At 64.6% G+C, this 18,044-nt stretch carries 12 protein-coding genes, 2 tRNA genes and 1 rRNA gene; 7 read left to right on the top strand and 8 right to left on the bottom strand.

Going from position 1 to position 18,044, the window contains the following annotated elements; all coding sequences use genetic code 11:
* Positions 1 to 15: 15 nt before the first annotated feature.
* From QX124_RS00285 to QX124_RS00275, 3 genes are all read right to left on the bottom strand, one after another.
* A tRNA-Ala gene (locus QX124_RS00285) sits at positions 16 to 91 on the bottom strand.
* Between the two features lie 106 nt (positions 92 to 197).
* Positions 198 to 274: transfer RNA gene (locus QX124_RS00280), tRNA-Ile, on the bottom strand.
* A gap of 239 nt (positions 275 to 513) precedes the next feature.
* Positions 514 to 2,002 (bottom strand): 16S ribosomal RNA (locus QX124_RS00275).
* Between the two features lie 798 nt (positions 2,003 to 2,800).
* Here QX124_RS00275 and QX124_RS00270 point away from each other — a divergent pair.
* The gene (locus tag QX124_RS00270; protein ID WP_315736252.1) at positions 2,801 to 4,864 is read left to right on the top strand and encodes a M23 family metallopeptidase; all 2,064 of its coding nucleotides are present in this window, start codon (positions 2,801 to 2,803) and stop codon (positions 4,862 to 4,864) included.
* Positions 4,865 to 4,982: 118 nt separating this feature from the next.
* Here the strand turns inward: QX124_RS00270 and clpB are convergent, their stop codons facing one another.
* A complete protein-coding gene (gene clpB, locus QX124_RS00265; RefSeq protein ID WP_315736251.1) occupies positions 4,983 to 7,622 on the bottom strand; it encodes an ATP-dependent chaperone ClpB in 2,640 nt (879 codons plus the stop codon).
* A 222-nt stretch (positions 7,623 to 7,844) separates the two neighbouring features.
* On the opposite strand from clpB, the gene QX124_RS00260 reads away from it, so the two are divergent.
* Positions 7,845 to 8,630: an MOSC domain-containing protein gene (locus QX124_RS00260; RefSeq protein WP_315795644.1), complete on the top strand. Its 786-nt coding sequence runs from the start codon at positions 7,845 to 7,847 to the stop codon at positions 8,628 to 8,630.
* A gap of 205 nt (positions 8,631 to 8,835) precedes the next feature.
* Here QX124_RS00260 and QX124_RS00255 read toward each other — a convergent pair whose 3' ends face one another.
* A complete protein-coding gene (locus QX124_RS00255; protein WP_409997640.1) occupies positions 8,836 to 9,507 on the bottom strand; it encodes a TIGR02594 family protein in 672 nt (223 codons plus the stop codon).
* A 256-nt stretch (positions 9,508 to 9,763) separates the two neighbouring features.
* On the opposite strand from QX124_RS00255, the gene QX124_RS00250 reads away from it, so the two are divergent.
* Entirely contained in the window at positions 9,764 to 10,627 is an 864-nt protein-coding gene (locus QX124_RS00250; RefSeq protein ID WP_315795640.1) for an alpha/beta hydrolase, read from the top strand.
* 391 nt (positions 10,628 to 11,018) lie between these two features.
* On the opposite strand, the gene QX124_RS00245 is transcribed toward QX124_RS00250, so the two are convergent.
* Positions 11,019 to 11,438: a secondary thiamine-phosphate synthase enzyme YjbQ gene (locus QX124_RS00245; RefSeq protein ID WP_315795638.1), complete on the bottom strand. Its 420-nt coding sequence runs from the start codon at positions 11,436 to 11,438 to the stop codon at positions 11,019 to 11,021.
* A 375-nt stretch (positions 11,439 to 11,813) separates the two neighbouring features.
* Here QX124_RS00245 and QX124_RS00240 point away from each other — a divergent pair, with 375 nt between their 5' ends.
* From QX124_RS00240 to QX124_RS00225, 4 genes are all read left to right on the top strand, one after another.
* Positions 11,814 to 12,545 carry a BTAD domain-containing putative transcriptional regulator gene (locus QX124_RS00240; protein WP_315755972.1) on the top strand — a complete coding sequence of 244 codons (732 nt, stop codon included), beginning with the start codon at positions 11,814 to 11,816 and terminating at the stop codon, positions 12,543 to 12,545.
* Between the two features lie 191 nt (positions 12,546 to 12,736).
* Positions 12,737 to 13,870 carry a hypothetical protein gene (locus QX124_RS00235; RefSeq protein ID WP_315795636.1) on the top strand — a complete coding sequence of 378 codons (1,134 nt, stop codon included), beginning with the start codon at positions 12,737 to 12,739 and terminating at the stop codon, positions 13,868 to 13,870.
* A 113-nt stretch (positions 13,871 to 13,983) separates the two neighbouring features.
* Positions 13,984 to 14,214, top strand: coding sequence for a hypothetical protein (locus QX124_RS00230; protein ID WP_315736244.1), 231 nt, complete (start codon positions 13,984 to 13,986; stop codon positions 14,212 to 14,214).
* Positions 14,215 to 14,266: 52 nt separating this feature from the next.
* Complete coding sequence (locus QX124_RS00225; protein WP_315795634.1) at positions 14,267 to 16,309, top strand: S8 family serine peptidase; 2,043 nt, start codon at positions 14,267 to 14,269, stop codon at positions 16,307 to 16,309.
* A gap of 669 nt (positions 16,310 to 16,978) precedes the next feature.
* On the opposite strand, the gene QX124_RS00220 is transcribed toward QX124_RS00225, so the two are convergent.
* Together QX124_RS00220 and metW are read right to left on the bottom strand one after the other, a co-directional pair.
* On the bottom strand, positions 16,979 to 17,314 hold the full coding sequence (locus QX124_RS00220; protein WP_315795632.1) for a GIY-YIG nuclease family protein: 336 nt from the start codon (positions 17,312 to 17,314) through the stop codon (positions 16,979 to 16,981).
* A gap of 61 nt (positions 17,315 to 17,375) precedes the next feature.
* Positions 17,376 to 18,041: a methionine biosynthesis protein MetW gene (gene metW / locus QX124_RS00215; RefSeq protein WP_315736241.1), complete on the bottom strand. Its 666-nt coding sequence runs from the start codon at positions 18,039 to 18,041 to the stop codon at positions 17,376 to 17,378.
* Positions 18,042 to 18,044 lie beyond the last annotated feature (3 nt).

Genomic DNA, 18,044 nt, shown 5'->3' with positions numbered 1-18,044 from the left:
GGCAATCAAACCATCTGGTGGAGCCAGACGGGATCGAACCGACGACCTCATGCTTGCAAAGCACGCGCTCTCCCAGCTGAGCTATGGCCCCGTAACCAGAAGACGAAGCATAGCGCCCGTCTTCGCCAAGTGGCTACGCCGGACACGCTTCGCTCATTGGAGAGCGCGGCGTGCCACGCGAAGCCGCAGGCGAAGCGTGGTGGGCCTGGGAAGACTTGAACTTCCGACCTCACGCTTATCAAGCGCGCGCTCTAACCAACTGAGCTACAAGCCCTAACGCTCGAAGCTCGTCACCACCCGGCCAGCGAAGGCCAAAGCCTACGAAGCAAAAGCAGCGACCGCGCAGCCCCAGGCAGCGTGTTCGTCCGCGAAGAAAGAGAAACGAAGACGGCGAAATCCCGCCAATGGAGCTCACGCAAGACCTGGCGGTCTCGGTGGCCCCTGATGTTTCTAAAACAGCTCGATAGAAGCGACAGATCCGAAGATCTGACCTTGCTGAAGAGCCATCCTTAGAAAGGAGGTGATCCAGCCGCAGGTTCCCCTACGGCTACCTTGTTACGACTTCACCCCAGTCGCTGACCCTACCGTGGTCGGCTGCCTCCATTGCTGGTTAGCGCACCGCCTTCAGGTAAAGCCAACTCCCATGGTGTGACGGGCGGTGTGTACAAGGCCCGGGAACGTATTCACCGTGGCGTGCTGATCCACGATTACTAGCGATTCCAACTTCATGGGCTCGAGTTGCAGAGCCCAATCCGAACTGAGACGGCTTTTTGAGATTTGCGAAGGGTTGCCCCTTAGCTTCCCACTGTCACCGCCATTGTAGCACGTGTGTAGCCCAGCCCGTAAGGGCCATGAGGACTTGACGTCATCCCCACCTTCCTCGCGGCTTATCACCGGCAGTCTCCTTAGAGTGCTCAACTAAATGGTAGCAACTAAGGACGGGGGTTGCGCTCGTTGCGGGACTTAACCCAACATCTCACGACACGAGCTGACGACAGCCATGCAGCACCTGTGTTTCGGGCTCCGAAGAGAAGGTCACATCTCTGCGACCGGTCCCAAACATGTCAAGGGCTGGTAAGGTTCTGCGCGTTGCGTCGAATTAAACCACATGCTCCACCGCTTGTGCGGGCCCCCGTCAATTCCTTTGAGTTTTAATCTTGCGACCGTACTCCCCAGGCGGAATGCTTAAAGCGTTAGCTGCGCCACTGGTGAGTAAACCCACCAACGGCTGGCATTCATCGTTTACGGCGTGGACTACCAGGGTATCTAATCCTGTTTGCTCCCCACGCTTTCGTGCCTCAGCGTCAGTATCGGGCCAGTGAGCCGCCTTCGCCACTGGTGTTCTTGCGAATATCTACGAATTTCACCTCTACACTCGCAGTTCCACTCACCTCTCCCGAACTCAAGATCTTCAGTATCAAAGGCAGTTCTGGAGTTGAGCTCCAGGATTTCACCCCTGACTTAAAGACCCGCCTACGCACCCTTTACGCCCAGTGATTCCGAGCAACGCTAGCCCCCTTCGTATTACCGCGGCTGCTGGCACGAAGTTAGCCGGGGCTTATTCTTGCGGTACCGTCATTATCTTCCCGCACAAAAGAGCTTTACAACCCTAGGGCCTTCATCACTCACGCGGCATGGCTGGATCAGGGTTGCCCCCATTGTCCAATATTCCCCACTGCTGCCTCCCGTAGGAGTTTGGGCCGTGTCTCAGTCCCAATGTGGCTGATCATCCTCTCAGACCAGCTACTGATCGTCGCCTTGGTGGGCCATTACCCCACCAACTAGCTAATCAGACGCGGGCCGATCTTTCGGCGATAAATCTTTCCCCGTAAGGGCTTATCCGGTATTAGCACAAGTTTCCCTGTGTTGTTCCGAACCAAAAGGTACGTTCCCACGCGTTACTCACCCGTCTGCCGCTGACGTATTGCTACGCCCGCTCGACTTGCATGTGTTAAGCCTGCCGCCAGCGTTCGCTCTGAGCCAGGATCAAACTCTCAAGTTGAACTTGAAGCTTTGAACCGGCTGATCACAACGTTTGACGAGGTCCCACCAATCGATCTCCACGCTTCACAGCGCGAAAACCATGGTGTTACCTTTGAAACATTGTCCGCCGAAGTCTTCTCGTCCGATCCCAGAACCAAAAGCCGAAGCTCTCAATCCCAAGACCCGCAAGGACTCCGCCGTCCACGTTTCTCTTTCTTCATCTTCACTTGTCAAACAGCCCGGGACCTCAGTCCCACCCTCGGATGGAGGGGTCGCCCAACCTTTTCCGACGTCGATGAGCAACCGGGTTCTACCGGTTGTGCATCGCTCAGCAGAAGTGAGGAGCAATATTGGCGCGAATGCTCGCCTCGGTGTGTCCCGAAGCGGCGCCGCGCTCAGTGACCGTGCTTATAGGGGGGTCCGATCGGGGTGTCAACGCCCAATGTCAACAAATCGTCGCATCGAATCATTTTTTCCGGGACGGCCAGAGAACCCAGACTTCTTGCGGACTTCGTGCCCCACTTGGGCCACAATCCTGCGACGATTTGTTAAGCACCGACCTGGGTTGATTTGGGTCCAGCGGGGACCGCCATCGATTCAAGGATGATCCAGATCAAGGAAGTGGCGAGCCCTTCGCCTGACTCATACGGCCGAGACGACATCGAGAGATCCTGAAGAACAATAGCGGTTCGCGGATTCCGGCTTTCGGGCCAGAGAGTCTCGAACCGTCAGAAGCGCGCCATCATTCCGAGCCGTTTGTCTTGGACGTTAAGCCGACCGGCAGCTGAGTGATTTCGGCGAACTTGGGGGACGAAGGTTGAACCATCGGACGTCACGCGGAGGGTATGGACGCGAGGTCGGCATGATCGATCTCGGTCATGAGCCGCCGCTATCGGTCGATGGCTCCGAGGCCGCGGTGATCGATCGCCGCCGCGTCTCCGTGCAATGGTTCTCCGGTACGATTCTGACTGGTCTATGCGGCGCAGCCCTGATCGGCGGCGCCGTTTTTGCGTCGCTCGACGGCGAAATGACCTTCGCTCGCATGCCGGAGCGGATGGAGAGCGCGCTGCGCGGCGCCTTCGGCGCCAATGACCGCGTTGCCACCCTGCGCAAGAGCGATCGCCTGCCGCCGCCGAGCGAAGCGGCGGCGGCGCGCAATGTGGTGCGCATCTCGACCGTGACCCGCGCCGGATCGCGCGAGCTGATCCGGGTCCGTCCCTACGTCCGGATCTCGGGCAACCTGTCGATGACGACGAGCGATCTTTCCGCCAAGATCCCACCGTTCAACGCCCAGCGCCTGCTGAGCGACACCGACAACGACAAGACCGGGTCCGGCGAGGATCCGAACAATCCGGAGGCCGTCGAGCCCGACGCCGAAGTCTCGTTCGTGACCAAGGATCTCGCCGCGGTGCTCCCCAAGGCGAAGATCGCGACCTCGGTGGCGCTCGACGAAATCGTCATGCGGGTTCGCGATGCGGCGAACTGGCGCGGCAACAATGGCGGCGTCCGCTACGCCTCGCTCGCCAATGCCGCCGCTGACGCGGCCGGTGCACAGGCCGTCCAAGGCGGCGACCTGAAACTGTCCTACGCCAATGACGGCACCTCGCCAGATCCTTACGCCGGCTTCGAGACCCGGGTGGTGCCGGAAAATGTCACCTTGCTCCCCAAGACCAAGGACCAGATCACCGGCGGCAATCCGCTCGGCGAGCGTGTCCACCTGGTCAAGAAGGGCGATACCGTCACCTCGATCCTGCGCGACCAGGGCGCGACGCCCGACGAGGCCAGGGCGATTGCCGCCCAGCTCGGCCCACGCGGCCGTGACGGCGGGCTGAAGGAAGGCGAGAAGCTCCGTATCCTGATGGCGCCGTCCGGCCCTGCCCCCGGCGCCCGGCTGCAGCCATTCCGGGTCATCATCGCCAACGACACCATGATCGAGGCGGTGGCCGCGCTGTCGGACCTCGGACGATACGTCGCCGTGGACGCGCAGAGCATGAACACGGTCACCGAGACCGCCGACAACACCAATGACGAGGAGGATGACGGCACCGGTGTCCGCCTCTATCAGAGCATCTACGAGACGGCGATGCGCAACAAGGTGCCCACGCCGGTCATCGAGGACATGGTCCGGATCTATTCCTACGACGTCGACTTCCAGCGCAAGGTGCAGCCGGGCGATTCGTTCGACGTCTTCTATGCCGGCGACGATGACGACAAGCCCGGCAACAACGACAAGACCGAGGTGCTGTTCGCTGCGCTGACGGTCGGCGGCGAGACCAAGAAATACTACCGGTTCCAGACCCCCGACGACAGCGTCGTCGACTATTACGACGAGACCGGGAAGAGCGCGAAGAAGTTCCTGGTGCGCAAGCCGGTCAACAACGCGATCATGCGCTCCGGCTTCGGCGGCCGCCGCCATCCGATCCTCGGCTATGTGAAGATGCACACCGGCGTCGACTGGGCCACCGCCTACGGCACCCCGATCTTCGCCTCCGGCAACGGTGTTCTCGAGAAGGTCGGCACCGAAGGCGGTTACGGCAAGTACATCCGGATCAAGCACAACAACGGCTACGAGACGGCCTATGGCCACTTGTCGGCGTTTGCCAAGGGCATGGAGCCCGGCAAGCGCGTGCGCCAGGGCCAGGTCGTCGGTTTCGTCGGCTCGACCGGCATGTCGACCGGCCCGCACGTCCACTATGAGATCCTGGTCAACGGCCGCTTCGTCGACCCGATGCGCGTGAAGCTGCCGCGCGGCCGGTCGCTCGAAGGCCAGATCATGGCCAGCTTCGAGAAGGAGCGCGATCGCGTCGACCAGATGATGACCAGCCGCGGTGCCGGTGCCTCGCGCATCTCCGACGCCGGCCCGATCCAGGTCAGCCGCTAAAAACCCGGCCTCGCCGGGCTGGTCCGTTCAACCCAAGGAAGTCTTTTTGCCGATGCAGGCGGCCCGCGCTGATCGCTCAGCGCGGACCGCCTTTGCTTGCATTCGGCGCAGCGCCGCTTCAGTTCAGCTTGCGCTTCGGGATCGGCGCCTCGAACGTCGCGATCTCGGCGGTGCGATGCGCCTTGCCGTTGAAGGTCAGCACATTGCCTTCCGAGGAGATGGCGACCTTGTCGCCGTCCTTGACATCGCCGGCGAGGATCATCTCGGCGAGCGGATCCTGCACGCTACGCTGGATCACCCGCTTCAACGGCCGTGCGCCATAAGCCGGATCCCAGCCCTTGGCGGCGAGCCAGTCGCGCGCATCGCCATCCAGGGACAAGGTGATCTTGCGCTCCTCCAGCAGCTTCTGGAGCCGTGTGAACTGGATCTCGACGATCCGCCCCATCTCGCTCTTCTGCAAGCGGTGGAACAGGATGATCTCGTCGACGCGGTTGAGGAACTCGGGCCGGAAATGCCCGCGCACCGTGCCCATCACCAGCTCGCGCACCTCCGACGTATCCTCGCCCTCCGGCTGATTGACCAGGAACTCGGAGCCGAGATTGCTGGTCATGATGATCAGCGTGTTGCGGAAGTCGACGGTACGGCCCTGCCCGTCGGTCAGGCGGCCGTCGTCGAGCACCTGCAGCAGCACGTTGAAGACATCCGGATGCGCCTTCTCGATCTCGTCGAACAAGACGACCTGGTACGGCCGGCGCCGGACGGCCTCTGTCAGCGCTCCGCCCTCGTCATAGCCGACATAGCCGGGAGGCGCGCCGATCAGCCGCGACACCGAGTGCTTCTCCATGTACTCGGACATGTCGAGCCGGACCATCGCGGTCTCGTCGTTGAACAGATACTCGGCGAGCGCCTTGGTCAGCTCGGTCTTGCCGACACCGGTGGGGCCCAAGAACATGAACGAGCCCATCGGTCGGTTCGGGTCCTGCAGGCCGGCGCGCGAGCGCCGCACGGCGGTCGCGACCGCATGCACGGCCTCGAACTGGCCGACGACGCGCTTGCCGAGAGAATCCTCCATGCGCAGGAGCTTGTCCTTCTCGCCCTCGAGCATCTTGTCCACCGGCACGCCGGTCCAGCGCGAGACCACCTGCGCGATGTGGTTGGCGGTGACCGCCTCCTCCATCATCTCGCCGGCATTCTCCTTGGCCTCGATGTCGGCCAGCTGCTTCTCCAGCTCCGGGATGCGGCCATAGGCCAGCTCGCCCGCTTTTTGATACTCGCCGCGGCGCTGCGCGTTGGCGAGCTCGATGCGCAGGCCGTCCAGCTCGCTCTTGAGCTTCTGCGCGTTCGACAGCTTGTCCTTCTCCGCGCTCCAGCGCGCAGTCAGGCCAGCCGACTTCTCCGAGAGATCGGCGAGCTCCTTTTCCAAGGTCAGCAGCCGGCTCTTGGATCCCGGATCGGTCTCCTTCTTCAGCGCTTCCTGCTCGATCTTGAGCCGGATGATCTCGCGATCCATCGAATCCAGCTCTTCCGGCTTGGAATCGACCTGCATCTTCAGCCGCGCGCCCGCCTCGTCCATCAGGTCGATGGCCTTGTCGGGCAGGAAGCGGTCGGTGATGTAGCGGTTCGACAGCGTCGCCGAGGCCACCAGCGCGGAATCGGTGATGCGCACGCCGTGATGCTGCTCGTATTTATCCTTCAGGCCGCGCAGGATCGAGATGGTGTCCTCGACCGTCGGCTCGGTGACGTAGACCGGCTGGAAGCGCCGCGCCAGCGCGGCGTCCTTCTCGACATGCTTCTGATACTCGTCGAGCGTGGTCGCGCCGATGCAGTGCAGCTCGCCGCGAGCGAGCGCGGGCTTCAGCAGGTTCGACGCATCCATCGCGCCGTCGGCCTTGCCGGCGCCGATCAGGGTATGCATCTCGTCGATGAACAGCACGAAGGTGCCTTCGGCCGACGTGACCTCCTGCAGCACGGCCTTCAGCCGCTCCTCGAACTCGCCGCGATATTTCGCGCCCGCGATCAGGGAGCCGAGATCGAGCGACAACAGCCGCTTGTCCTTCAGGCTCTCCGGCACGTCGCCATTGACGATGCGCAGCGCGAGGCCCTCGACGATCGCGGTCTTGCCGACGCCGGGCTCGCCGATCAGTACGGGATTGTTCTTGGTGCGCCGGGACAGAACTTGAATCGTACGGCGGATCTCCTCGTCGCGGCCGATCACCGGATCGAGCTTGCCGTCGCGCGCCGCCTGGGTCAGGTCGCGGGCATATTTCTTCAGCGCATCATACGCATTCTCGGCGGTCGCCGAGTCGGCGGTACGGCCCTTGCGCAGGGATTCGATCGCCGCGTTGAGGTTCTGCGCGGTGACGCCGCCCTTGGCGAGGATGCCGCCTGCTTCGCTGTTCTTCTCCAGCGTCAGCCCGAGCAGCAGCCGCTCGACCGTGACAAAACTATCGCCGGCCTTCTCGGCCGCCTTCTCCGCCGCGTCGAAGGCGCGCGCCAGCTCGGGCGACAGATAGACCTGTCCGGCGCCGCTGCCCGACACCTTCGGCAGCTTGCCCAGCGCATCCTCGGTCGCTTTCAGGATCGCGCGCGAATTGCCGCCGGCGCGGTCGATGAGACCGCCCGCGAGTCCCTCGCCGTCGTCGAGCAGGACTTTCAGCAGATGCAGCGGCGAGAACTGCTGATGGCCGTCGCGCACGGCCAGCGATTGCGCCGATTGGATGAAGCCCCGGGCGCGCTCGGTATATTTTTCGATATTCATGATATTTCCCTCAGCCTGCTGTGACGCCCCGAAGGCACGATTTCAGCATCTTCATTGGGTTTCGGACCGCGCACGTTGACGTCCATCAACGCCGCACCCCTGACGTCGCCGGCTTGCGCCCGGCTTGAGCTGAAATGTGGGAAGGCGGGCCAAAAACGGAAGAGGCCGTTTCACAAATTCGTGTGCCCTGGCCGCGGCCATGGGAATCTCCTATGAGGCGGCATGAGCCAGACCCGTCCCGCGCGCATCGCCGGCCTGTACCGCTATCCGGTCAAGGGCCTTACCCCGGAACCATTGCAGACGGCACCTCTGCGGGTCGGCCAGACCTTACCGGCCGACCGCCGCTACGCATTGGAGAACGGCCCCAGCGGGTTCGATCCGGACGCTCCGGTCTGGCGGCCGAAGACGGCGTATCTCATGCTGATGCGCAACGAGCGCCTCGCCGGCTTCAAGACCGTGTTCGACGACGCGACGAATATCCTCACCATCCGCAGGGACGACGCCGTCGTCGTGCAAGGCGATCTCGAGAGCCCCGAAGGCCGCGCGGCGATCGAGCGCTTCTTCGCAGGCGAGTTCGCCGACGAGCTGCGCGGGCCACCAAAGCTGCTGTCGGGCGGCGGCTACAGTTTCACGGACCTGGCGCGCAAGGTGGTCTCGATCATCAACCTCGCCTCCATCGCGGAGATCGAGACTTTGGTCGGCGCTCCCGTGCACCCGCTGCGCTTCCGCGCCAACGTCTACGTCACCGGCTGGCAGGCCTGGCACGAGACCTCGCTCATGGGCGAGACGCTGCGCATCGGCTCGGCGCGGCTCAAGGTCGTGAAGACCACCACCCGCTGCGCCGCGGTCAACGTCGACCCGGACACGGCCGCCCGCGACCTCGACATCCCGCCCGCGCTGATGACCCGGCGCGGCAACAATGAATGCGGCATCTATGCCGAGGTGATCGAAGCCGGTGATATCGCCGTTGGCGACGAACTCGCCGTGGAGCAGCCGCGGCTGGTGTAGTTCGAGCGCTGGCCGCATCGGCGGCGCGCCCCCTCTCCCGCGTGCGGGGGAGGGTTGGGGTGGGGGCCGCCCCACCCGAAAATCTTCGTGTGGAGAGACTTCCCCCACCCGCATCGCATCTTCGATGCGATGCGACCTCCCCCGCAAGCGGGGGAGGCGCACACCGAGCGAGCCTCGACGGCTCGATTCATCAGTTCGAGATTGGTTAGTTCGGCATCACATACGCATACACCCGGCCGCGCGACACCGCGGTCTCGCGCACGCGGTTGCCGTTGTTGCCGGAGATGACGATCGGGTTGCCCTGGGCATCGACGCCCGAGACCACGCCGACATGTCCGCCGCCACGGCGGCTCATGACCGCGATCGCGCCGACCTGCGGGCCGGAGACGCGCTGGCCATAGCTCGCGAACGAGCGCGCCATGTCGGAGCCGGTGCCGCGATGGCCGGTCCGCTCCAGCACCATGTTCATGAAACGGGCGCACCACAGGCTGCGCCGGCCGGTCGGGTTGCCGCTGCCGATGAAGCTGCGCGCCGCGGAGACGACGCTGCTGCCGCCGCCGAAGCCGCCGGACGACGCCATGCCGTCGGACGCCATGCCGTCGGACGCCGTGCCCGGCATCATGACGCTGGCCTGCGCGTCGGCAATGCCGCTCACCTGCACCCGCGCCACGCCGCGCTCCCAGCGCGACAACCGGGCGACGGACCGGCCGTGGTGATGATATCTTGCGTAGTGATGGCCGCCGTGGCTGCGGTGGGCATGATGCCCGGAGCCGTGATGCGGACGGGCCGAAGCCGGTGTTGCGGTGACGGCGACGACTGCCGAGCACATGGTTAACGCAACGATGTGAAGCGACCGGCGAAGGGTAGACACAACCATACTCAATCCTTCTGTTACTTCCCCCAGTACCTGACTTGGCACCCCCTGGTCCCTCAGCGCGGCCCCTCTGCAAGCCGCCAGCGGCGGTCCGTAAAATGTTGCGGTGTGACGAAACCATGACCATCGACGGCGAAAGGCTGGCGACGAGAGGGTGAGTCCGAGTCTATGTCGCGGCGAAAACAAGGCGCTGGCCCGACCATTGTCGCGTGTCGCGCGACTCGTCATCATGCAACACGTGACACGGGAGGAGCTGACGATGCCCCACGCAACGGCGAACGACGGCGTTCGCCTCTATTTCGAAGAGGTCGGCGCGGGCACGCCGCTCATCTTCCTGCACGAGTTCGCCGCCGACCACACCAATTGGGAGCCGCAGTTGCGCTACTTCGCGCGGCGCCACCGCTGCATCGCCTACGCCGCGCGCGGCTACACGCCCTCGGACGTGCCGGCCGCGCCCGACGTCTACAGCTACGTGCACTTCTACATCGACGCGCTGGCGGTGCTGGACCATCTCGGCATCGCCAGCGCCCACTTCGTCGGCCTGTCGATGGGCTCCTATTCCTCGCTGCAGGTGGCGCTGAACGCGCCGGGGCGCATCCGCTCGATGGTGCTGGCCGGGGTCGGCTCAGGCTCCAGCCTTGAGCAACTCGACGCCTTCCGCGCCCAGTGCCGCGCGACCGCCGAGCAGTTCGAGACCCTGGGCTCAGCCGAGACCGCCAAGGTGACGCGCGAGGCGCCCGGCCGCATTCCCTTCCTTGTCAAGGACCCGCGCGGCCATGCCGACTTCTACGCCGCCCTGGCCCGCCATGACGCGCGCGGCTCAGCCAACACGATGCGCGGCTTCCAGGGGGGCCGTCCCTCGATCTACACCATGACGGACGCCATCCGCGGCGTGCCGACGCCGGCCCTCATCATCTGCGGCGACGAGGACGACGCCTGCATCGCGCCGAGCCTGTTCCTCAAGCAGCATCTGGCGGCCTCGGGCCTGACCTTCTTCCCCAAGTCCGGCCACGTGCTGAACCTGGAGGAGCCGGTGCTGTTCAACGAAGCGGTCGAGCGCTTCATCGCGCTGGTCGAGGCCGGGCGATGGGGGCCACGGGATCCGCGGTCGATGGCGGGATAGTTGCGCAGCCGAAGCGTTCCGGCTCTGCTCGACACGCAAGGCGCAGCGGGCCAGGCTGCTTCGCGAGCCGGCTTTGCCCATTCCAGCGACGATCACGTCCAGCATGAATCGGACTCTGCCGTGACGATCAGGCCAAGCGCGCGCGGCGCCGCGATCCAGTGTTGCGAGATGGCAATGGGATCGCCCGTGAGGCCACGGCGCACTGGATGCCAGCCTGCGCGGGCATGACAGCTGAGGCTATTGCTACCTCCTCCGTCATCGCGAGCGCCAGCGAAGCGATCCAGGGCTACGCAGACAAGCTGCCGTCGTGGCCCTGGATTGCTTCGTCGCTTGCGCTCCTCGCAATGACGGCCTGTTCGAGCAAGCCCTGCCAAAGTCGCGACGGACTCGCCTACTCGCCGATGATCTTGATCAGCACGCGCTTGCGCCGCCCGCCGTCGAACTCGCCGTAGAAGATCTGCTCCCACGGACCGAAATCGAGCTTGCCGCCGGTGATCGCGACCACGACCTCGCGGCCCATGATCTGGCGCTTCATGTGGGCGTCGGCATTGTCCTCGCCGGTCCGGTTGTGGCGATAGCCCGCCACCGGCTCGTGCGGCGCCAGCTTCTCCAGCCATTGCTCGTAGTCGAAATGCAGCCCGCTCTCGTCGTCATTGATGAAGACCGACGCGGTGATGTGCATGGCGTTGACCAGCACGAGTCCCTCGCGCACCCCGCTCTCCTTCAGCGCCGCCTCGACATCATCCGTGATGTTGATGAAGGCGCGACGGCCCGGTGTCTGGAACCAAAGTTCCTTGCGGAACGATCTCATCGGAACAATCCCGTGCTTCATCACCATAACCAGAGGATACCGCAACGCGCGTGTCCGTCCTCGAGTGTGCCGTAGCTCACAGCGTGCGGTTCCGGCTGCGCGCAGACTGGACCCGATGGAGTGCATACTGCAAGCCCAGCCGGCCCGGTGTCGCTTCGTCATACAATCCAAGATTGAACCGAACGTTGCTCGGACAGACTTAACTGCATTGCCGATCTCATTTCGACGATGACAACGACAGCGTGGCGGCTCGCCCTTCGGCGACGACTGTGCAGACCTGATCCGGCTGCAGCCGCTCATTCTCATCGCACGAGAAGCTCGACTTCTGCAGGCTGACGCCGATCGCAGCGAGTCGCCATTCAGAGGAGAGAGACAATGAGTCTGCTGCGTATCAATCTCTTTGGCGGTCTTGAAATCAAACGCGTCTCCGGCGAGCAGGTCGTCATCCCAAGCCGCAAGGCTGCAACACTCCTGGGCTATCTCGCCCTTACCTCTCCGCACGGCATTTCACGCAGCAAGCTTGCCGCACTCCTGTGGGAAGGCCGCTTCGGCGACAACGCGCGCGCAAACCTTCGCCAGGCCCTGTTGACGCTGCGCCGGGTGCTGCCGCAATGCGCCGACGTCATTTCGGCGGAACGGGACGACATCCGCATCCATCCGAACGCCGTTAGCACCGACGTGCAGGAGTTCGAGCTGCTGCTGCAGCTCGGCGATCTGGAAACCATGGCGCGCGCCGCCGCGCTGTTCCGAGGCGAGTTGCTCGACGGCATCAGCTCGACGTCCTGCGCGTTCGAGGCATGGCTCTCCGCCGAGCGTCAACGACTGAAGACGCGAGCGATACGGGCCATCGCGGGCCTGCTGGACGTCGGCGGCCCGGAACATGTGGAGATCGCCAAGACCTTCTCGTTGCGCGTGCTGGCCGCCGATCCGCTGCAGGAGGACGTCCACCGCACCCTGATGCGCTGCTACGCACAGCAGGGTCGCCGCGCCGACGCCCTGCGTCAATATGACTTCTGCCGCACCGTCCTGCGCAAGCAGGTCGGTGCCACACCGGAGAGCGAAACCGAAACCCTGCAACGCGAAATCAGGCGCATGCTTCGCGTCTGACGATCCGCGCGACCCTTGCTCCATGCGTGCCTCACATGATCGATTTTGACGGCACTTTCACGCCCCGCTTGACACTTGCATCACGGCCACACGCGCAACATCGCCCTCGATCGACGTCGCGCAGCAACTACTCCTGATGAGGTCAAGCGGCGCGTCGCTCAGAGGTCAGATAACGAGCGAGGAGGCTCAACATGAGTGGCATGCAGCAATCGACTGAGGACTTTGGTCAACTGAATCCCGAAGGGATCTTCGGCTCCGTTCTCGGCAGGTTCGCCGGACAAGCGATCGGACGCCTGATCGGCGGCAAGACCGGCCGGGACTTCGGCGGCGCCATCGGCGGAATCGCGGGCGGGTTCGCGCCGTTCTCCGTCGGCCCCGGCACCGAGCAGCCGTCGGAGATGGAGTTGCAGGGCTTCTGGAGCGTGCTCAAGAAGATCGGACAGGGTGTCCAGACCGGCCTCAATGTCGGCCACAACCTCGGCATCTTCAGCACCGATCCGCAGGCCGCCGCCGCGGCGCAGCCGACCGACATGGAGCTGCAGGGCTTCTGGAGCGTGCTCAAGAAGATCGGACAGGGCGCCCAGACCGGCCTCAATGTCGGCCACAACCTCGGCATCTTCAGCACCGGTCCGCAAGCCGCTGCGGCGGCGCAGCCGACCGACATGGAGCTGCAGGGCTTCTGGAGCGTGCTCAAGAAGATCGGTCAGGGCGTCCAGACCGGCATCAATGTCGGCCACAACCTCGGCATCTTCAGCACCGGTCCGCAAGCCGCCACCGCCGCGGCGCAGCCGACCGACATGGAACTGCAGGGCTTCTGGAGCGTGCTCAAGAAGATCGGTCAGGGCGTCCAGACCGGCCTCGATGTCGGCCACAACCTCGGCATCTTCAGCACCGGTCCGCAAGCCGCTGCGGCGGCGCAGCCGACCGACATGGAGCTGCAGAGCTTCTGGAGCGTGCTCAAGAAGATCGGCCAGGGCGTCCAGACCGGCCTCGACGTCGGGCACAATCTCGGCATCTTCAGCGCCGGCCAGCCGGGCCAGCAGGCGGCGGCCGCGCAGCCCACCGACATGGAGCTGCAGAGCTTCTGGAGCGTGCTCAAGAAGATCGGACAGGGCGTCCAGACCGGCCTCGACGTCGGCCACAACCTCGGCATCTTCAGCGCCGGCCAGCCGGGCCAGCAGGCCGCGGCGCAGCCGACCGACATGGAGCTGCAGGGCTTCTGGAGCGTGCTCAAGAAGATCGGACAGGGCGCGCAGACCGGCCTCAACATCGGGCACACGCTCGGCATCTTCAGCACCGGCCAGCCCGCCGGCACGATGCACTAGGACGACCGATTGGAAGCAACGACCCGCGACATCGCAACGCGGGTCCAAGAGAGTGAAGCGGTGGGCGCACGAAAAGTCCGCCCACCGCCGACCTGACATGGAGGGAACGACGCATGGCGGATCCGAACTCAGAACAGGAATTCATCGTGCAAGGCGAGCCGGTCAAGTCCGGCCAGCTCGCTGATCACTTGAGCCGCGAGCCCAGCGTGAAACGCGTCGGTCAGGTCGCACCCGACGTCGTCATCCTGTCGATGACGAAGAGCCAGGCCGATCGCCTCCGATCGACTTTCAGCACGATCGTGGTGGAGCCGAACGCTCCGCTGAAACCCTTTGGCGCCGGCTGACTTCAGCAGCGCCTCCCGACGATGTCACGAGCGAGGATGAAGGAGCCCGCAAATGGCCGCACGAAGCAAGCCTGAAATCTCGGATCAGAAGGATGCGGCCGGCACGGCCGTCAACGGCACCGGAGCACAACCCGGAGCGGCGCAGCCGTCAGCCGAGGCCGCTGCCGCACCGCAGGCCGCAGCACGGGTGACCGCCGCATCAGCCCCAGCCGCACAAGGGACCAGCCGCAGCGACGGCGGCACGGCGGCGCCAGCAACGGGTCAACCCGGCGCAACGATCTCGCAACGGCGGGCGCAGTACATCCTGGCACCGCGCCAGCAGATGGGGCTTGGGACCTTCAGCGCCGACTTCATCGTCCAGCAACTGACAAACAGCCCCGACATCGACGTGGTGAAGACAATTCAGCCGCCGCGCCTGCTCGGATTTCAGAGCACCGACCCGGGACAAGCACCGCTCGGCCCGATGGTGCTGGCCCGCATGGCGCCCGACAAGGCCGAATTGCTGAAGGCCCAGGCCGGAGCACGGCTCGCGGTCGAGCGCGATGCGCCGCTCACCTACATGCTCGATCCGACCGTCCCCCAGGTGCCGGCGCCGCACCAGCTTCCCAATCCCGGCGTTCTCATTCCCTTGGCCGACGGGTTCTCGACGACGATCGAAGTGGTCGGCGAGAGCGGCCCGCTGCCGGAGGTGGAAGTGTACGTGTTCGGCAGCGTGTGGCCGGTTCAGGGCGTCACCGACGCCAGCGGCCGCGTCACGCTCAAGATTCAGGGCGAGACGCCCGACACCATCCGCTCGATCCTGATCAAGCCGCGGGTCGATTACTGGACCTTCTGGCTCGATCGTCCGCAACTAACCCCCGACAGCGTGAACCGCATCGCCGCGAAGACGCTCGGCGCCTATCTGCGCGGATTTCCCGGCCAGCAATTGCTGGGTTGGGGCCAGCGCGCGATGGGCCTCGATCGCCTGCCCCTCGCCTATAACGGCGCGGGAGTGAAGATTGCGGTGATCGATTCCGGCGCCGCGCCGACGCATCGCAATCTGCACGGCGTCACGATCGGCAAGAGCATCGTCGGCAATGATCCCGCGAGTTGGACCGTCGATACCATCGGTCACGGCTCGCATTGCGCCGGGATCATCGCCGGCGGACCGATCGGCTCCGGCGGCGGCATTCGCGGCTTCGCTCCGGCGGCCGAAATCCATGTCTGCCGGATCTTCCCGGGCGGCCGGTTCAGCGATCTCGTCTCGGCGCTCGACTACTGCATGGAGAATGGCATCGACGTCGCCAACATGAGTCTGGGCGGCGGCGAGCCGTCGCAGATCATCGAGGAGCGGATCTTGCGGGCCAAGCAGATGGGCCTCGCCTGTATCGTCGCCGCGGGAAACTCGTCGGGGCCGGTCCAGTTTCCGGGCTCGACGCCGCATTGCCTGGCGGTCGCCGCGATGGGCAAATGGGGCGAGTTTCCCGAGGACAGCTTCCACGCCCAGCAGGGATTGGACGGCTTCCGGAGCGCCGACGGATATTTTCCGGCGAAGTTCAGTTGCTTCGGGCCGGAGATCGACGTCTGCGCGCCGGGCGTCGGCATCGTGTCCTCGCTGCCGACGGATGGCTTCGGGGCCTGGGACGGCACCTCGATGGCCACGCCGCACGTCACCGGTCTCGCCGCGCTCGTGCTGGCGCATCATCCCGACTTCAAGGGCCAGTTCGCGACACGCGACGCGCGGCGTGTGGAGCGGCTGTTCCAGATCCTGAAGGAGACATCGACGCCGCTGCAGTTCGGCGATCCCAACCGTTCGGGTGCCGGACTGCCGAACGCGATGCGCGCACTCGGCCTGGAAGCGGGCGTGGCCTCCGCGCCCACGGCCGATCCCTCGCTCGACGTTCTCCGTCGCCTGCTCGGACTGGCGCGCGGCGAGGCGCAGAGCGGCGCGACGTCTCCGACGCTGGTGCCGCAGGCGCCCAATGGCAAGCTCAACGGAGCCGGTTCGGTTGCCAGGGGCCCGGCAACGACGACCAGCGAGTGGTCCAGCCCGGCGGTCGGTGATCCCAGTCCGGCGCAGATCCGCGACATCATGCACAAGGTCGGCTTGCTGTAGATCACGGGGCAAGCCGTAGGAACGGCATCAGACGTTGCACGACGGGCAGTTTGCGCATGAGCCTCATGCACGGACTGCCCGTCGTGTTAGTTTGTCGCACGATCGCGGCTTGCGTCGTCGGCCAAATCAAGCGCAGATTTCCGCCCGTCCCGCCTCACTGCAAGAGGGGCGTATCGCGGTCGTCACGAACGCTGAGGTGGGATGCGGTGGGCGTGTCGGATTGCGCGTGGGGCTTCCTCGCGCGGACGAGCAATTCCGGCACGCACGGTCAAGTCGCGCGGTCCTGATACCCCGATGCTGGTATCCAGCGCGATGCGCGCAAGCGCATTGCGCGACACGGTGGCCAAAAAGCCCGGCGCACCGAGGAGAATGCGAAGCAGCCGTTCAACCATCGCGCAGGGAAGGCCGGGTGTTCCGGCTCGTACCTGTGGTTCCTGCCGCCTGCATTTTTTCCGCAGGCGGGCCATGGGTGCGGCCAGCATCCGGCCTTCCCTGCGCCTCTTCGCTATCGGAGGCGATGCATGACGCATAGCTCGGGCGCAGATGCGCCGCGGGGATGCGCAGCCTTGTCTCAACCGCCATCGGCTCTTTGAAAAGTGAAATCCCGCCACCCCAAGCTCGTCATGGCCGGGCTTGTCCCGGCCATCCACGTCCGTCCTCGTGCGCGCCTCAAGCTGTGATCCTATCGTAGAGATCATCCCAGTCGGGATTGCTCGCAAGGATCAGTCCAACCTTCCAGGCGCGCGACCAATGCTTGATGTTGTGCTCCCGTTGGATCGCGCTCTGAATGTCGTCGAAGACTTTAAAGTACACCAATCGCTTCAAGCGATACCGCCTGGTGAAGCCATCAACCAAGCCGGATCGATGCTGAAAGACACGGCGCACGAGATCGCTGGTCACGCCGACATAGAGCGCACCGTTGGGACGATTAGTCATGAAGTACACGTAGCCGCCCGCCATCTCGCCATACTGCAAGACGTGGATGGCCGGGACAAGCCCGGCCATGACGGCGGAGAGAGCGGGCCGCAAACTTGAACGAGGCGCCCAGCGAATGTCGCCCCTGCCCCTACCGCCCCTTCTCCGCGCGGCTCAGCAGGAACACCCCCTGCTCGCCGAACATGTTCCAGAACCACCAGGGCATGGCGACGCGCAAGGGACGGCCGTAACTATCAAGTGCGACGGCGCGCTCCATCTTGACGCCGATCTCGTCGCAGAGCTGCACGAAGTCCTTGATGGTGCAGAAATGGATGTTCGGCGTGTCGTACCAGGTGAAAGGCAGATTGTCGGTGCGCGGCATGTGGCCGCCGACCAGCAGCTGCAGCCGCAGCCGCCAGAAGCCGAAATTCGGGAAGGTGACGATGGCACGGCGGCCGATGCGCAGGAGATTTTCCAGCACCGTCTTGGGCCGCCGCGTCGCTTGCAAGGTCTGCGACAGGACCACGTAGTCGAACGCATCGTCGGGATAATCGACGAGATCGGTGTCAGCATCGCCCTGCACCACCGCGAGGCCCTTGGCGACACAATGGTTGACGCCCTCGCGCGACAGCTCGATGCCGCGGCCGTCGATGCCGCGGCTCTCGAGCAGCTGCAGCAGGTCACCGTCGCCGCAGCCGATGTCGAGCACCTTGGAGCCGCTCTCGACCATGCCGGCGATCAGGAGATGATCGGGCCGATAGGCCAGCACCTCGCCGCCGGAGAATCCGTTCAGCGGCAGCACACCCTGCATGCTCATGTC

This window comes from Bradyrhizobium sp. SZCCHNRI3043, assembly GCF_032377735.1.
Taxonomy (GTDB): domain Bacteria; phylum Pseudomonadota; class Alphaproteobacteria; order Rhizobiales; family Xanthobacteraceae; genus Bradyrhizobium.
Note: the sequence above shows the minus strand (reverse complement) of the source record. Positions and strands in the feature narration are given on the sequence as shown.

What these genes read in the sequence shown, in the direction of transcription:
- clpB (WP_315736251.1), bottom strand. Translation starts at nt 7,622, where the DNA reads ATGAATATCGAAAAATATACCGAGCGCGCCCGGGGCTTCATCCAATCG.
- QX124_RS00260 (WP_315795644.1), top strand. Translation starts at nt 7,845, where the DNA reads ATGAGCCAGACCCGTCCCGCGCGCATCGCCGGCCTGTACCGCTATCCG.
- QX124_RS00255 (WP_409997640.1), bottom strand. Translation starts at nt 9,507, where the DNA reads ATGGTTGTGTCTACCCTTCGCCGGTCGCTTCACATCGTTGCGTTAACC.
- QX124_RS00250 (WP_315795640.1), top strand. Translation starts at nt 9,764, where the DNA reads ATGCCCCACGCAACGGCGAACGACGGCGTTCGCCTCTATTTCGAAGAG.
- QX124_RS00245 (WP_315795638.1), bottom strand. Translation starts at nt 11,438, where the DNA reads ATGAGATCGTTCCGCAAGGAACTTTGGTTCCAGACACCGGGCCGTCGC.
- QX124_RS00240 (WP_315755972.1), top strand. Translation starts at nt 11,814, where the DNA reads ATGAGTCTGCTGCGTATCAATCTCTTTGGCGGTCTTGAAATCAAACGC.
- QX124_RS00235 (WP_315795636.1), top strand. Translation starts at nt 12,737, where the DNA reads ATGAGTGGCATGCAGCAATCGACTGAGGACTTTGGTCAACTGAATCCC.
- QX124_RS00230 (WP_315736244.1), top strand. Translation starts at nt 13,984, where the DNA reads ATGGCGGATCCGAACTCAGAACAGGAATTCATCGTGCAAGGCGAGCCG.
- QX124_RS00225 (WP_315795634.1), top strand. Translation starts at nt 14,267, where the DNA reads ATGGCCGCACGAAGCAAGCCTGAAATCTCGGATCAGAAGGATGCGGCC.
- QX124_RS00220 (WP_315795632.1), bottom strand. Translation starts at nt 17,314, where the DNA reads ATGGCCGGGCTTGTCCCGGCCATCCACGTCTTGCAGTATGGCGAGATG.
- metW (WP_315736241.1), bottom strand. Translation starts at nt 18,041, where the DNA reads ATGAGCATGCAGGGTGTGCTGCCGCTGAACGGATTCTCCGGCGGCGAG.